Source organism: Bacillus sp. EB V-12 (assembly GCF_056158125.1).
Window position 1 is genome coordinate 1 of the sequence record NZ_JBUXJL010000025.1, and the last position, 15,907, is coordinate 15,907.

General features: G+C 33.5%; 13 protein-coding genes and 2 pseudogenes. 10 read left to right on the plus strand and 5 right to left on the minus strand.

Going from position 1 to position 15,907, the window contains the following annotated elements; all coding sequences use genetic code 11:
• Window positions 1-516: 516 nt before the first annotated feature.
• Together ACZDYH_RS29495 and ACZDYH_RS29500 are read left to right on the plus strand one after the other, a co-directional pair.
• A complete protein-coding gene (locus tag ACZDYH_RS29495) occupies window positions 517-882 on the plus strand; it encodes a MerR family transcriptional regulator (RefSeq protein ID WP_368936793.1) in 366 nt (121 codons plus the stop codon).
• A gap of 117 nt (window positions 883-999) precedes the next feature.
• Window positions 1,000-1,932 carry an NAD(P)-dependent oxidoreductase gene (locus tag ACZDYH_RS29500; RefSeq protein WP_434714806.1) on the plus strand — a complete coding sequence of 311 codons (933 nt, stop codon included), beginning with the start codon at window positions 1,000-1,002 and terminating at the stop codon, window positions 1,930-1,932.
• A 340-nt stretch (window positions 1,933-2,272) separates the two neighbouring features.
• On the opposite strand, the pseudogene ACZDYH_RS29505 reads toward ACZDYH_RS29500, so the two are convergent.
• Together ACZDYH_RS29505 and ACZDYH_RS29510 are read right to left on the minus strand one after the other, a co-directional pair.
• Window positions 2,273-2,500, minus strand: a pseudogene (locus tag ACZDYH_RS29505) (DUF418 domain-containing protein); the annotation flags it as partial.
• 1 nt (window position 2,501) lies between these two features.
• A pseudogene (locus tag ACZDYH_RS29510) lies at window positions 2,502-3,449 on the minus strand (IS4 family transposase); the annotation flags it as partial.
• 483 nt (window positions 3,450-3,932) lie between these two features.
• On the opposite strand from ACZDYH_RS29510, the gene pgsB reads away from it, so the two are divergent.
• From pgsB to ACZDYH_RS29545, 7 genes are all read left to right on the plus strand, one after another.
• Window positions 3,933-5,117: a poly-gamma-glutamate synthase PgsB gene (gene pgsB, locus ACZDYH_RS29515; RefSeq protein ID WP_088363326.1), complete on the plus strand. Its 1,185-nt coding sequence runs from the start codon at window positions 3,933-3,935 to the stop codon at window positions 5,115-5,117.
• 28 nt (window positions 5,118-5,145) lie between these two features.
• A complete protein-coding gene (gene pgsC, locus ACZDYH_RS29520; RefSeq protein WP_000468008.1) occupies window positions 5,146-5,595 on the plus strand; it encodes a poly-gamma-glutamate biosynthesis protein PgsC in 450 nt (149 codons plus the stop codon).
• A 10-nt stretch (window positions 5,596-5,605) separates the two neighbouring features.
• Window positions 5,606-6,796: a CapA family protein gene (locus ACZDYH_RS29525; RefSeq protein ID WP_434714809.1), complete on the plus strand. Its 1,191-nt coding sequence runs from the start codon at window positions 5,606-5,608 to the stop codon at window positions 6,794-6,796.
• Between the two features lie 12 nt (window positions 6,797-6,808).
• Window positions 6,809-8,383 (plus strand): gamma-glutamyltransferase family protein, encoded by a 1,575-nt coding sequence (locus ACZDYH_RS29530; RefSeq protein WP_474887927.1) that lies wholly within the window; start codon window positions 6,809-6,811, stop codon window positions 8,381-8,383.
• A gap of 21 nt (window positions 8,384-8,404) precedes the next feature.
• On the plus strand, window positions 8,405-8,545 hold the full coding sequence (locus tag ACZDYH_RS29535) for a CapE family protein (RefSeq protein WP_000240352.1): 141 nt from the start codon (window positions 8,405-8,407) through the stop codon (window positions 8,543-8,545).
• Window positions 8,546-8,691: 146 nt separating this feature from the next.
• Window positions 8,692-9,246, plus strand: coding sequence for a hypothetical protein (locus tag ACZDYH_RS29540; protein WP_434714813.1), 555 nt, complete (start codon window positions 8,692-8,694; stop codon window positions 9,244-9,246).
• A gap of 509 nt (window positions 9,247-9,755) precedes the next feature.
• Window positions 9,756-10,739, plus strand: coding sequence for an MBL fold metallo-hydrolase (locus tag ACZDYH_RS29545; RefSeq protein ID WP_434714815.1), 984 nt, complete (start codon window positions 9,756-9,758; stop codon window positions 10,737-10,739).
• 287 nt (window positions 10,740-11,026) lie between these two features.
• Here the strand turns inward: ACZDYH_RS29545 and ACZDYH_RS29550 are convergent, their stop codons facing one another.
• The 3 genes from ACZDYH_RS29550 to ACZDYH_RS29560 all read right to left on the minus strand — a co-directional run bounded on the left by ACZDYH_RS29550 (window position 11,027) and on the right by ACZDYH_RS29560 (window position 14,440).
• Entirely contained in the window at window positions 11,027-12,259 is a 1,233-nt protein-coding gene (locus ACZDYH_RS29550) for a cytochrome P450 family protein (RefSeq protein ID WP_088363331.1), read from the minus strand.
• Window positions 12,260-12,772: 513 nt separating this feature from the next.
• Window positions 12,773-13,918, minus strand: coding sequence for a DUF418 domain-containing protein (locus ACZDYH_RS29555; protein ID WP_474887931.1), 1,146 nt, complete (start codon window positions 13,916-13,918; stop codon window positions 12,773-12,775).
• Between the two features lie 39 nt (window positions 13,919-13,957).
• Window positions 13,958-14,440, minus strand: coding sequence for a thioredoxin family protein (locus tag ACZDYH_RS29560; protein ID WP_474887933.1), 483 nt, complete (start codon window positions 14,438-14,440; stop codon window positions 13,958-13,960).
• A gap of 848 nt (window positions 14,441-15,288) precedes the next feature.
• On the opposite strand from ACZDYH_RS29560, the gene ACZDYH_RS29565 reads away from it, so the two are divergent.
• Complete coding sequence (locus ACZDYH_RS29565) at window positions 15,289-15,849, plus strand: helix-turn-helix domain-containing protein (protein ID WP_434714822.1); 561 nt, start codon at window positions 15,289-15,291, stop codon at window positions 15,847-15,849.
• The last annotated feature ends 58 nt before the right edge of the window (window positions 15,850-15,907 follow it).

The following is a 15,907-nucleotide window of genomic DNA, read 5'->3' on the forward strand; positions in this document are numbered from 1 at the left end:
GGGTCCCGCCACATACCCATCAACTTAAGAATTATATAACACTCTATGAAGAAAATTTCATGTATTTTTTACAGAAAACGGCTTGTTTTTTTCGTTTTGGAGGTATTTGTATTTTTTAGTTTGATGAAGATGTTTCTGTACCCCTAGATAGGTCTAAAAATCATACAGTTTTCTTTTGTCCTCTTAATCCAGTATACTCGTAAAAACCTCAAAAAATATTCTCATATGGGTGAAGTTTTCGTCGTTTTAGCTAGAAATATGTTCATAAACTGTGTATATAAATCATGGAGGATAGTTTAAAATCTAGAACGGTGAATTGTATCACAAATAAAGGAGAGTTTTGGGAGGGAATTTGCAAACACCATTGTAAACTGCTTGTTATGCTAGAGTTGCTTTAAATTACTTTTGGGGAAAACTTATTTTACAGATGCTTCAAGTTCATTCAGGCGAAATAATAATGGAAAACCAGCGTTGTATAATCAATTTATTACGAAGATGCAAGGGGGCTTGTTAGGAGTGAAAATAAGCGAACTAGCACGATTAACCAATGTCAGCATACGATCCATCCGGCATTATGAAAATAAAGGACTTCTAAACGCCGATAGGTTGGAGAACGATTACCGGGATTTCGACGAATCGGCCATAGAACGAGTCAAAGCAATTCAGTTATACTTGAAGCTTGGATTAACAGCAGATGAGATTAGAGTATTGTTCAAGAGCGAAGCGGCAAATCCTGACGAATATGAATATTGCGAAGAGATGCTGGAAACGTATGAAAAAAAGCTAAGTAATGTGAATTATCAAATCGAAGCACTTCATGGATTAAAGAGATTACTGGAGAGGCAAATCGCTTTAACGATTAGTAAAAAGAAAACTGTTTAATGTAGACATGGTCCCGAGCATGATGAATCGCTCCGGGGCCATTATTGTTTGTGTTGACATTGACACTAGTGTAATCCTTTATGATTTACTTAATTTCATCTGAAAGGGGTTTTTTCATTGAAAAGTAATAGCCAAAATGAGAAAAATGGTTCTGAAACTACAAACGCGGTTAGGAACCGAAAATCAGTAACAGTCATGGGATTAGGGCCGATGGGTCAGGCGATGGCAGGCGTTTTTCTGGAATACGGTTACTCGGTGACCGTGTGGAATCGGACTTCAAGTAAAGCAGACCAGCTTGTAGCAAAAGGAGCCATCAGGGTGTCCACAGTCAACGAGGCGTTAGCTGCTAACGAGTTGGTAATCCTTAGCCTTACAGATTACAATGTGATGTACTCTATTCTTGAACACGCCTCTGAGAACTTATTCGGTAAGGTGCTCGTTAACTTGAGTTCTGATACCCCGGAGAAAGCTCGTAAGGCGGCTAAATGGTTGGAAGACCGTGGGGCACGGCATATTACTGGAGGGGTGCAAGTTCCACCGTCAGGCATAGGTAAATCGGAATCTTACACATACTATAGTGGTGAGCGAGTGGTCTTCGAGGCTCACAGGGAAACCTTGGAAGTGTTAACAAGTACCGATTACCGGGGTGAGGACCCCGGATTAGCCATGCTATACTATCAGATACAGATGGATATATTCTGGACGGCAATGCTGAGTTACCTACATGCTCTTGCAATCGCTAACGCAAACGGTATTACGGCGGAGCAATTCCTACCATACGCTTCGGCGATGATGTCGTCACTGCCGAATTTCGTAGAGTTCTATACCCCGCGTCTCGACGAGGGTGAGCACCCTGGTGACGTGGACAGACTCGCAATGGGCTTGGCGAGCGTTGAGCACGTTGTTCATACTACCCAAGAAGCCGGCATCGACATCGCTTTGCCAGCAACTGTTTTGGAAGTCTTCAGGCGCGGCATGAAGACTGGTCATGCCAGTGATAGCTTCACCAGCCTCATTGAAATCTTCAAAAAGTCCGATATTCGTTCATAAAGAATAGGCCATTCCTTTCGGGATGGCCTTTAATGGGACACGGAAACATCTTTATCAAGCTAAGGAAAAGAAGATATCCTCAAACCGAAAAAATGAGCTTTTTATTACAAATTAACACAAAATCTTGTTCTGGGGGTAGTTGTATTTTCGTATCTTTATAGCGATGTGATGGTACTCCTTATACACTATATAAAGAAAAAGCACCTTAAAGTGCCTTTCTCTGACTTGAACCACTTTAATTTTAATAACATCATTTTACAACCACAAATATATCTTTAATCTTTCATATAATATTTTATCATTTTTTTCAGTTAATTACATGTAAGCGGTGAAAAATAGACTATTTCTTGTAAACTCCTTTTCTCCATAACCACTCAATAGGACCATAGCGGAAATATTTACTCCAAATTTTGCTGAATATAATTTGTACAAATATAATTAAAAGCTCGAAGATACTTAGTTGCCAATAATATACGTGTGAGACATCTTTAAAGTACAACGAAAGAATGGCTAGAGTTAGTATACTTTGGCTAATGTAATTTGTTAAAGCATACTTGCCTACGTTCATATTTACTTTTCTCTGAGTACGTTCTATTTTTAGATTTTTCTTTTTCCGCAATCTTCGCTCGTCGTTTTTGAAGTTACTCTTCTGTTAATCGATTAAAAATAACACGTGCAAATAGTTGTTGTTTATCACGAATATAAGCATATTTTAATTCAAATGTTTCTCCAGGCTGTAGTTGTTTCAAAATCCGTTTCACATCGATTTGTATGTATTTCGATTGTTTCTTAATGGTACCATTTTTAAAGTGTTTTGGAATTAGATTTTTCACATATAGATTCGTATTTAATTTTAAACGAGAAATATAGTATGTACCTCGTTGATCCATTTGACCTAAGCCTTCCAATGAAAAATAACCCAAATCACGAATACATAAATCTCCTGGTCGTAAAGTATTTAAGCACTACGTGCCAAATGTTTTGTCTTTATTTTTTCCTGGTCCAACTTGAAAGTTAAGAAATTCTCCACTGTGCAGATCATATTCTAATTGAATTTTGATTCAGGCTGTTTGAGCACAGCCTCCAGAGCCTGGATATACATCCTCTAAAGCATTTGGCACTTGGAATACGGTAGCATCTAGGATACGAATTCGTCCAAAATAAGAGAAGAGACGGTTAGAAAATTGCATTTGTTCACATGCTTTTTGTTGTAATAGTAAAGAAAAAATATGTTGTAAAAACAAAGATGCTTTAGCATTTAAACGTTTATTTAAGCCTTCAGGGTTGAGTAAAGTACCAGTAGCTGCATGAAGCCTGCTACATAATTGGACTAAGGAATCACTTGCCATCTGTTGACTGATCTAAATACAAATGGTAGCTAAGTCTGATCCAGAAAACTTACGTTTTCGTTTTATAAATCCGATTTCTCTTGCAAGTTCTTCTAAAAATACAGGTGTCACATATCGTTGTAATTCTTCCGCAAATGGTTGTAGTTCATCTTGAATCGGTAGATTCATAAGAAAACGTCATCCTTTCTTAATCTAGCTTGTTTAGAAAAAATAACGTTTTTTGGTACTTAGGGGTATTAAAATTACTTAAGTTGAGAGGCATGTATGGTGACCCTATATAGAAGAGAGACAAGAAACTTTACAATCTTAAATAGTTAAAAAATAAACCCTTATAAATATATTATTATAGTAATCAAAATAGGCCCTTTAAATATTCTGAATTTTCAATACAAAAGTTATCAATTTACTAAATATTACATTTATGTAAGTATAGTCACAAAGAGAGGCCTTAGAAATCTCCGAAAAGTTACTACGGTATGCTTTTTATTTATCTATACGGAAACAATTACTAATGTCCTTTTCTTTTATATAGTAAATTAAATCAGCAATGCAAAAACACATTTTTACGTAATTCATGGATTAACCATACCTAATCAATGTATGGGGGTGTGTTGTAGGGTTATTAAGATTCTAGAAGGAGTGGAACTGTAAATGATACTAACTATAGTATTATGTGTAGTAATTCTATTAACTTATGGTATTTGGGAGCGTATATTGCATCAAAAAAGGTTACATTCAATACCAGTCAGAATCAATGTAAATGGAATTCGAGGAAAGTCCACTGTTACAAGGTTAATTACCGGGGTTGTGAAAGAGGCTAATTATAAGGTTGTGGGAAAAACGACTGGAACATCTGCACGAATGATTTATTGGTTTACCAAAGATGAGTCACCAATAAAACGACGAAAAGAAGGACCTAATATTGGTGAACAGCGGAGAGTAATAAAAGAAGTAGCAGGTTTAGAAGCAGATGCTCTTGTATGTGAATGTATGGCTGTTCAGCCAGATTACCAAATTATTTTTCAGAATATAATGATTAATGCGAATATCGGTGTCATTGTCAATGTTTTAGAGGACCACATGGATGTTATGGGGCCTACACTTAATGAGGTAGCAGATGCGTTTACGGCAACAATTCCATACAATGGTTATTTAGTAACAATCGAAAGCGATTATTTAGAGTATTTCAAAAAGGTAGCTAAACAAAGAAATACAAAGGTAATAACTGCAGATAACTCAAAAATTTCAGATGAATTTTTACGGAAATTTGATTATATGGTATTCCCTGATAATGCATCGATTGCCTTAGCTGTTGCCGAAGCAATGGGTATTAATGAAGAAACAGCATTTCGTGGTATGTTAAATGCTCAACCAGATCCTGGTGCAATGCGAATTACACGATTTGGAGAAACGGTAGAACCATCATTTTTTGTAAATGGATTTGCAGCAAATGATGCGTCATCAACCTTACGTATTTGGGAAAGAGTAAGTTCTTTTAAATATAGCGAGAAAGCGCCCATTATTATTATGAATTGTAGAGCGGATCGTGTAGATAGAACTGAACAGTTTGCGAGGGATGTATTACCGTATATTGAGGCAGAAATATTATTAGCCATAGGAGAAACAACCGCTCCTATTAAGGATTTTCATGAGAAAGGATTAATACCAGCAAATTTGTTTGTTGATTTAGAAGGTTGGTCAACAGAGGAAATTATGAACGCTATGCGCCCGTATATAAGAGGTCGTATTGTATATGGTATAGGAAATATTCATGGAGCAGCTACACCATTAATTGATGCAATCATAGAAGAAGAGTTAGTAAGCCAAGTTAGCTAAAAACATAAAAATTTATGGAGGGGAAGTAATGTTTGGATCAGATTTATATATCGCATTAGTATTAGGTGTAACCTTAAGCCTCATATATACAGAAAAAACGGGAATATTACCTTCAGGATTAGTTGTAGCTGGGTATTTATCCCTCATTTTTAATCAGCCTGTATTCATGTTACTAGTATTACTTATCAGTATTTTAACGTACTTAATCGTAACACATGGTATAGCACGTTTTACAATTTTATATGGCCGTCGAAAATTTGCAGCAATGCTTATTACTGGAATTTGCTTAAAACTTATATTTGATTACTTGTATCCTGTAATGCCGTTTGAAGTTTATGAGTTTCGAGGTATTGGTGTCATTGTCCCAGGATTAATTGCTAATACAATCCAAAAACAAGGTTTGCCATTAACTATAGGTAGTACACTTTTATTAAGTGGTCTTACCTTCGGAATTTTAAACGTTTATTATCTATTTTAAGGAGAGAAAGATGAAAAAAAATTTAACATTTCAAGAAAACCTCTTAGCTTTTAGTAAAAAGACTAAGAAAAAAAACACTCTATATGCATTAACTACATTACTAGGTATTTCAATAGCGTTAATCTGTTTTTCATTTTTTGAACGTACTAAAGCAACGGAATCGATAGCTGCTAATACAGAAGCAATATTTACGATGACGATGGTTGGTGATGTAATGATGGGACGGAATATAAAAGAAATCTCCGAACGTTATGGTCCTACTTATGTTTTCAGATACACTTTACCATACTTTGAGAATTCAGATTACGTTAGTGGTAACTTTGAAAATCCTGTTTTACTAAAATCGAAGGAACAATATGAAAAAGCAGAAAAATATATTCACCTAGAAACACAAAGGCAAGCAGTTGCAGCTACTAAAGAAGCTGGTTTTACAATTTTAAATTTAGCAAATAACCATATGATGGATTATGGTGAAAAAGGATTAAGGGATACCTTACAAGTTTTTAAGGAAGAAAACTTAGATTACATAGGAGCCGGGGAAAATTTAACAGATGCTAAAAATATTGTATATCAAGATTTAAATGGTGTGAGAGTTGCTTCACTTGGTTTTACAGATGCATATGTAGATGGGTTTATTGCAACAAAAGAACAGGCTGGTGTACTGAATATGAATCCGGATATATTTTTTGAACTTATTAGAAAAGCTAAAAAATCTAAAGAAGGAAATGCAGATTTGGTAATTGTTAATGCGCACTGGGGAGATGAATATGATACTGAAGCAAATCCAAGACAAAAAGCATTAGCAAAAGCAATGGTTGATGCAGGTGCGGATATTATTATTGGTCATCATCCACACGTTCTCCAATCTTTTGAAGTGTATAAAAATAGTATTATATTTTATAGTTTAGGAAATTTTATTTTTGATCAAGGATGGACAAGAACAAAAGATAGTGCATTGGTACAATATCACTTACAAAATAATGGATTAGCAAAAGTTGAAATAGTACCTTTAAAAATTAAAGAAGGAACACCACGTCCAGTAGCTGGTTGGTGGGATACGGAACGGATTAATCGCCAACTTACAAAAAAAACAAAGAATGAATCAATATGGAATGAAAAAGAGGGAAAGATAGAAATTACTGTAAATCACCAACGTATTCTTAACCACAAGAATGAAAGAGCTAATCAATCACAAAGATAAGGAGATAGTAGTTTGAATTTCTTTCATAAAATACGTGCTTTAAAATTATTACTTATTCTTTCTGTAATATTAATAATATTAATATTTTACTTAATTGATAATAAAGATAACTTACAAAAAAAGCAAAGCATAAAGAAAGATTTTGCATACGGAGTAAGCGCTTCCCATCCTCTTGCTGTAGATGAGGGAATGAAAATTTTACAACAAGGAGGAAATGCAATTGATGCGGCAATAGTAATTTCATATATGTTGGGAGTTGTAGAACCTTACGCTTCAGGATTAGGTGGTGGAGGTGGTATGTTAATTTTAAATGAACATGGGGAAAGTAATTTTATAGACTACCGTGAAGTGGCCCCCTCCCAAATTAATAATACAGGTAATACAGGAATTCCAGGGTTCGTAGCGGGAATGGAATTTGCCCATAAAAAATACGGATCTATAGAAATGTCAGAATTATTGAAACCATCTATTTTCTACGCTGAGAATGGATTTGAAGTAGACGATATACTTTCTTCTCGATTGGCTGGTGCATCTCATCGGATTTATTCGAAAAAGCTAAATATCTTTTATCCTGATGGAGATCCAATTAATAAAGGGAAAAAACTTATTCAGAAAAAATTGTCCAATACTTTGAAAAATATTCAAGAAAAAGGAACTTCGGCATTTTATCAGGGCGATATAGCCAAAGAACTTAATAAAATGACTAATATCCCCTTGAGCGATATTAACAAGTATCAGGTTGAAGAGAGGAAACCCGTAATTGGGCAATATTGTGGATATACAGTTTATACGGCTCCTCCGCCTTTTTCTGGGGTAACATTACTCCAAATGCTAAAACAAACTGAATTAACTAATACTTATAGTAGAGCTAATAATTTAGAGGCATATATGAAAAATATGGGTGAAATCACAAAGGTTTCCTATCAAGATAGGGTTCAAACAATAGGTGATCCTAAATTTTCTCAAATGCACTCACAAAAATGGATTAGTAATCAATATCTATCAAGATTAATTAAAAAGGAAAATATAGTACCTCTGGAAGAGGAACACGAAAGTACAACGCATTTTGTCGTTATGGACAAATATGGAACAGTTGTTTCTGTGACGAATACTTTAAGTAATTTTTTTGGTACTGGAGCTTATATGGAAGGTTTTTTTCTAAATAATCAGCTAGCTAATTTTAGTAATAGTCCAAATCAAAGAGAACCGGGTAAACGGTCAAGAACATTTATGGCTCCTACAATATTAGAGAAAAAAGGAACAGAAATTATGGGTATTGGATCACCAGGAGGGAATCGAATCCCACAAATTTTAACACTAGTATTAGATAAATATTTTCATAGCAATTCCGCTTTACAAGACACTGTAGATGAATCGCGATTTATCTTTGAAAAAGATTACTTGTATACCGAAAATGTATTACCATTCAATGTACAGAAACATTTAAAAGAAGACGGTTATAACGTTATTTATAAGGATTCCCCAGTATTTTATGGCGGAGTACAAGCCTTAGTTAGAGATGAAAAAATGAATAAAATGAATGGGGCTGGGGATGGGAGGCGGAATGGATCTTGGAAATCTAATTAATAAGAGGGAGATTGCAGTTTGATGGTAAAAAATATAATAAAATGGTTGGTGCCAATATTGGTTATAGCAGTATTACTTATTACACTTGGAAGCTTTAAACGTTCATCAACAATCACATCTGAGGAACAAGAAAAGATTGACTATCATGTAAACGTCGAATAAAAATTTCATCGTATATTATTAGCAACTTATTATACACTTTATTTGCTATATCAGACGAAAGTTTCAACTAGAAAGACAAATCTATTAGGACGTATAGTAAGTCAAAAGGAAATGAGACGTACTCTTAATTTAATGGAGGTAGCATAATGAATTTAAACTTAAAAATAATAGGGTCTTACATTCTTGGCGTAAGTATTTTATTTAGTCAAACTTTATGGGAAGATTCCGTAATTTTTGCAGCAGAAAAACAGATGGACTATATAAAACAAACTAGTTTTCAAACAACCAATATATTGGGTTACTCTGATAATTCGAGCTTAACAAAAGAATATAGAGATGAACAGTATCCTTTTACTTTACAAATACCTACTATTTGGATGGACCATGTGTATGTGAATCGAGACCCATTTGACGAAAATGCGAAAGGGACAATTAGTTTTGTTGCGAATATTGAAGGGGGGCAATTCCCTATTTGTAGCATTTTAATTTTTGATAATAACCCGGAAGTAACTGATTATATTGAATCTGGACCAATTATAAAGTTGTATGAAACTGATAATTTAATTTATGGATATATTTGTGCAAGTCAACGTCCTGTTGAATATTATGAAAACAAGAATTTTAAAAGAATGTATGATAGCATTTATAACGAAATATCAAATGTAATGAAGAGTTTTAAATTATATTCATTACTGAAATAGGCTATACCTGTAGTTTAAGCGGCTTAAACCTTGTATTCTAAGGGGATTAAGCCGCTTAAACTTTGTTATTGTAAAACTGGAGATAATCATCTTTTGCTTATTGTAACGGTTTAAATTTTTCATTACTTATGTAAGTATTAGTTTTCACACTTCACTATCCCTGAAAAACCGATTCCATTGTTCTGTTTTAGGCTGATTTAACATACGTTTCTATTCTCGGTTAATATGTATGTATGGTTAACTTTATATATAAAATTCATCAATTATGTAATTAATCAGAAAAATCATCATCCAATAGTAGAAATAATCCCTCTTAGGAGTAGCACCACATCGCTATCAAGCTAACAAAACAAAGTTCCACCTAAAATGAAAAAATACGCTATTCTTTCTGTAGAATCATAGGAAAGGATGGCGTTTTTAAAATTTTATAGATACTTTGTGGTAGCCTCAAGTAGGAGGATTTAGCACAGTCAAACAATAATATCTTTTGTCTAGAAAGGAGAATGTTTTTGAAATACACATTAAGAAAAAAATTAAGGGTGTTTTTTATAGGATTACTAGTCTTAGTAATAATTGCTTCTCTTTTCGTTTATTACAAGTTTTTAACACCTTCAGCAGATATTCAACAATACAAGGAGTATTATGCGCCAAAAGCAACACAAAAAGTATTGAATCAAGGTGAGGTAAAGGTCAAATTTTTAGGAACATCATCTTTATTATTTGATGATGGAAATATACAATTAATGATTGATGGTTTTATTTCTAGGCCATCCTTACCAAAAATGTTGTTCAGCAATATAAAAACAGATGAAGATACTGTGGATAAAGTTTTTAATCAAATAGGGGTTGATAATACTAAACTTAAGGGATTATTTATTGCACATACACATTATGATCATGCGTTTGATTTAGCTTATATAGCTAAACGAACTGGAACACATGTATATGGTTCAGAATCAGCAATTAACATAGGTATTGGTGGTGATATAAATAAGAACCAGATGTCTGTATATGAAGTGAATAAGGCTATGAAGTTTGGTGATTTTACTGTTATTGTCCTTCCATCGAAACATTCACCAACCTTTGATGAAGGAGAAAAAATAAAAAAGCCACTTAAACAACCTGCTAAAGCCCTAGATTATCATGAAGACTCTTCTTATGATTACTTGATTACAAACAATAAAACTTTCCTTGTTAAACCAAGTGCTAACTATATAGAAGGGATATTAGATGATATTCGAATAGGGATATTAGGAAAGCAGGAAAGTACTTTCCAAAATACGTATTACAAGCAGACTGTACGAAAAGTACAACCGAAGCTTGTTATTCCAATACATTGGGACGATTTCAACAAACCATTGACAGATACTCTTGAAGCAATGCCTAAATATGCGGACAATACCAAAAATGGATTAGATTTTATAATTCAAAGGACAAAAGCAGATAAAATTGATTTTCAAATACTTCAAGGTTTTAGAAGTATTTACTTCTAAAAAAGGGATCCACCACACCTCTATCAAGTTAAGGAACATAAAAAACGATAATAATGAACTTCCGCGCTAAAAAAGCCACAAAATTTTCGTTTAGGGGCAATCTGTTCTGTTAGCTTGATGGCGATGTGGTGGGATCCTACATCCATCAACTTAAGAATTTAGAATTACTCTAGAATAAAATTTTGTTACAAGTTAGCAAAAACTTCGTTTTGGAAGTACTATAAAATTTAAAAATAATAATTTTCCTCAATAAAAAACAAACAGCTTAAGCCCATTGTAATTATAGGTCAGAAAACAACTGGCAGATTAACAAGAGAACGAATTTTACTATGATTATAATTTAATTGATCTGGTTTGATTGCTAGGCGAAGGTTAGGAAGCCGCTGTAGCAAAGTACCTAATGCAATTTGTCCTTCTAAACGTGCTAATGGAGCTCCCAAACAGTGATGTATACCAGCCCCAAAGGCTAAATGATTATTCTCTTCTCGTGAAATATTCAATGTTTCCGGATAAGTAAATTTCTGTGGATCAATATTTGCTGCAGTCAGAGAGAGTAGAACTAAATCCCCTTTGCGAATCTTCTTTCCATGTATTGTCATATCTTCACTAGCAAGACGGCTAATAAACATAACTGGGCCGGAATAGCGTAATAGTTCGTCAACAGCGGAAGGAATCAGGGAAGGATTTTCCCTTAGTAAATTCATTTGTTCGGGATGTTGAAGTAATGCTAGTACACTATTACTGATTAGATTAACTGTCGTTTCATGCCCAGCGATAATGAGCAGCCAAATTGTTGAGAGAAGCTCGTTATTACTCAACTTGTCTTCTTGCTCTGTTGTTTGAACGAGCTCGCTTATCAAATCAGCATCAGGATTTATACGCTTTTCGTTAAGCAATACCTCAATATATTGAATAAATTTTTCAAGTGTTGTTGTAACTGCAGTTCCTTGACTAGGATTCACAGAGGCGTTCATGAGTATTTGTGTCCATTCACGGAACTGGTTTCGATCAGTGGTGGGAATCCCGAGCATCTCTGAAATAACAATAATGGGTAGTGGGTAAGCAAAATCTGAAATAATTTCCATCTTTCCTTGTTCCTGTACAGCAACCAACAGTTCGTCGGCAATTTGCTGAATACGGGGACGAAGATCCTCTATCATACGTGGTGTAAAGGCTTTAGAGACTAGACGACGTAGGCGAGTATGATCAGGTGGATCTACCGTAAGCATATTCGGCATATTCATCAACCAGTCAAACAGTTTACTCGCAGCTGTATTTTTCGAATTTGGGTGTTGCTTATCATGGGGTAATGTGAATTTCCGTAAATCTTTGATAAAACGAGAATCTTTCAGAATAGTAATTACATCATCATAGTGTAATGCGACCCATGTACCTCCCATGCCATAAAAGTCATCAATTTGAAAAAAACGCTCTTGTTGCTTGATGAGGTTTTTATAGAACATAATGGGATTACACATGGTTTCCGGCGAATTTAAATCCTTAAAAGTAAGTTTTTTCACTAATATCCTCCTTATCATTATAACTATTGAATGATCTGAAATTACATGTCTCTTTACCATACTATTCTATAGTCATTCATAATACAAAATGACACATCCGATTCCTAAACTTGTTTGGTTGAAAATATATTCCTAAACACAAAAACACTAATATGTTTTCCTGCATATTTCTTTTGTAATATACAGATATAGATTCTATAATAACCTATATGGGTCACCATACATGTCAAGAAAACATATTTACCCAAAAAGAAAAAATGAGCTTTTTATTACAAATTAGCACAAAACCGTGTTCTGGGGGTAGTTGTATTTTCTTAGCTTTATAGCGATGTGACCGTACTCCTTATACACTATATAAAGAAAAAGCACCCTAAAGTGCCTTCCCCTGACTTGAACCACTTTAATTTTAATAACATTATTTTACAACCATAAATATATCTTTAATCTTTTATATAATATTTTATCATTTTTATCACTTTTTTCAGTTAATTGCATGTACTGATGAAAAATAGTCTATTTCTTGTAAACTCCTTTTCTCCATAACCACTCAATAGGACCATAGCGGAAATATTTACTCCAAATTTTGCTGAATATAATTTGAACAAATATAATTAAAAACCCGAAGATACATAGTTGCCAGTAATATACGTGTGAGACATCTTTAAAGTACAAAGAAAGAATGACAAGAGTTAATATACTTTGGCTAATATAATTTGTTAAAGCATATTTACCTACGTTCATAAAGGGCTGCAGCCACTCTATATATTTTTTATTCTCACACACTCTAAGTAGGGTACAAATATAGAATATAGCTAGCATTTTCCCTCCAAATAGAATCCATAGTTGTATATCTTGAGAGTAGTAGATATCCGTTTTTATAAAGTAATAGATAATAGGACAAGAGAGAAGACATGAAAAGCATAATGAACTCCACTGTAAAAGTCTAATTTTCTTTATTAATTCCGGTACCTTTTTAAAAATGTTTTTCTTACCAGCCCATAAACCGATTAAGAATAAACCTATATATTCGGGAATTCCTATTAGTAGTTGCTGAAATTCCTGAGTCATTAGAAAGAAAAGACGTGCTTTTACTTGATGTGAATAATGTGTAAATAGATTTACCGTGTGATCGGTAGTGTTGCCTGTGAACATATATTGGTAGTAGTTTGGCACTTCAGGAATAGGAGTACTTGCCCGCAAAAATACAATAATATGTAATACATAACTAACTAGTAGGAAACTACAACCAGCTATAAAAATAAGCTTAGTAGATCGCTTATAAAAGAATAATAGAATAAATCCAGCTAAAGCATACGCATGTAAAATATCTCCATACCATAGAAAGGTGAAGTGGAGTAAACCGAAGACTAGTAAGATACACAGTCTCCGTATAAATAGTCTATACATGGCATATCCTTTTGCTTCTGTATTTTTTATAAAGATGTAAAATCCTACTCCAAATAAGAATGCGAAAATAGTATAGAACTTTGATTGAATAAATAAATCTACTAAAAAGCGAATTACTTTATCTATACCAATATAACCCGCTTGATTAAAGGGATCTAGTCCCGTCATAGTGGGTAGATTCGCAAAAAGGATACATAGTATGGCCATACCTCTTATTATGTCTAAAGAATAAATACGGGCGTTTTGTTGCATGTTAATTCTCCTTTCTTACAAAGAAAAACGAGCACTATATTAACTAGCGCTCGAATTACGTCTGGCAAAGAATCCATCATATGTAGCAGCTGACACGGCTCCTTCTAGACGTTCAACTTCTTCACCTCTGTTATAAGCTACAACAACTGGAGTACCTGGAATGTCAAACTCTTGAAAGGCACTTTGATTTTCTGGTGTAGAGATATCAATACGATAGATGGTTCTATCATGCTTTTTTGACATACGATTGATATCCGGTGCAGCTTTTTTACAAAAATGACAGGTTGGTTGATAGTAATACGCAATGAACTCTTCATGGGATTGTATTTTTTTCTTTAATTCTTCTTTTGATATATCTTTTATATTCTCAGGTGATCCTTTTACATCTGCAGTAGATACAATTGTTTTTTCTGGTGTTATAGTTTCTGTATTGACTGATTCATTCTTAGTTAAAGTAAAGATTGCAATACAAGCAACACATAAAGTAGTAACAATTGCTCCAATTTTGTAGACTTTTTTCATAGTAAATTCCTCCTTAAAATAAAAAAAGGACAAACCTCGCCCGAGTTAACTGGGCGTAAGGTTTGTCCTTCACGCTACGTACAATAGAGTATAAACAATGGAAACAAATTTTCTATATATATAATACCATGATATTTATATAAAATACTATAGTAATTTTAAGAGAAAAAAACTCAATATATATAATTTCACGTACCAAATTAAATTAACAAACCCCAACAAACATAAACTTAAGGGATTCTCCTTGCTTCATCATACTTATAGTAACAATATAAAACGCTATTAAGCATAAAAATACGCAACAAACAACGTCTCAAAAAGTGTGTGTATTAATGAAGTGTGGCATAAGTGCATTTTGATATTTTTTGAAGTAGTTTATGATGCAAAAATAATCTATATCTAAAAGTGTATCTTTTGATGTATTATTTTTTGTGGAAGTAAAATATTATCTTGTTGTTGCTTTTTTTGTTATAAGGTGAATTTCGTTTTTTTAGCTTTGTAATGCTGGTTTAAAACAAAGTTGAACTGTTTATAAAAGGTCGCACTGTTTAGATTAATCTTCTTTGAAAATAGTTTTTTTTCTTTTTGTTCGTTTATTAGGGTCATTTGCATTAATGTAGATTTGAAATAAAGTCGTACCGATTATAAAACAGTTGAACTGCATTGGCTCTCTGGGTTAGATTGGAAAAGGCGAAGCTACAACAATTGTTAGCTAAGCTTCTCAACAAAAAATAGGGGAGAATAGCATGATAAAACATTTTTACACCTTAGAATCACGTTATTATAAAGAAATTTGGTAGTCTTTAATTAGCCTTTAACTTAACCTCAAACTTAAGGGAGATGTATAAATGAACATTGGTAGACAAATACAATATTTTCGTAAACGGGATAATATGTCCCAAGAGAAGTTAGCAGAAAAAATTCATGTTTCCAGACAATCTATTTCTAACTGGGAAAATGAAAGGAACTATCCAGACATTCATAATTTACTAATGATGAGTATTCTCTTTAATGTCTCCCTGGATGATTTAGTTAAAGGAGATGTAAAGATCATGAAAGAAGAACTTCAAAAATCAACTTTCTTTAAGTGGAGTTACATCATGTTAGCATTAATGATTTTACTCCCTATTTCTATTGCACCTGTATTTTACTTTTTTGGTTATTATGGTCTTATAATACCTGTGGTACTTACGATTTTGTTTATGTTTTCATTACAGCAAGTTGAAAACATAAAAAAAGAGCATAATTTAAAAACTTATCGTCAAATAGTTGATTTTATAGAGGGAAAACCTATAAGTGAAGTAAAGCCTAATATAAAAGACAAATTATTAAAAATAAGTTTGATGCTTGCAAGTGCTTTAATTAGTTATAGTTTGATTTATTTAGGATTGAGTGTATTTGGAAGATAACTTAGAAAGCTATTAAAAGTCCTCCGGATTGTTTAACTGGAGGACTTTTGTGTGTACA

Coding starts and splice junctions, on each gene's coding strand:
- pgsB (WP_088363326.1), top strand. CDS start 3,933: ATGATACTAACTATAGTATTATGTGTAGTAATTCTATTAACTTATGGT.
- pgsC (WP_000468008.1), top strand. CDS start 5,146: ATGTTTGGATCAGATTTATATATCGCATTAGTATTAGGTGTAACCTTA.
- ACZDYH_RS29525 (WP_434714809.1), top strand. CDS start 5,606: ATGAAAAAAAATTTAACATTTCAAGAAAACCTCTTAGCTTTTAGTAAA.
- ACZDYH_RS29535 (WP_000240352.1), top strand. CDS start 8,405: ATGGTAAAAAATATAATAAAATGGTTGGTGCCAATATTGGTTATAGCA.
- ACZDYH_RS29540 (WP_434714813.1), top strand. CDS start 8,692: ATGAATTTAAACTTAAAAATAATAGGGTCTTACATTCTTGGCGTAAGT.
- ACZDYH_RS29555 (WP_474887931.1), bottom strand. CDS start 13,918: ATGCAACAAAACGCCCGTATTTATTCTTTAGACATAATAAGAGGTATG.
- ACZDYH_RS29560 (WP_474887933.1), bottom strand. CDS start 14,440: ATGAAAAAAGTCTACAAAATTGGAGCAATTGTTACTACTTTATGTGTT.
- ACZDYH_RS29565 (WP_434714822.1), top strand. CDS start 15,289: ATGAACATTGGTAGACAAATACAATATTTTCGTAAACGGGATAATATG.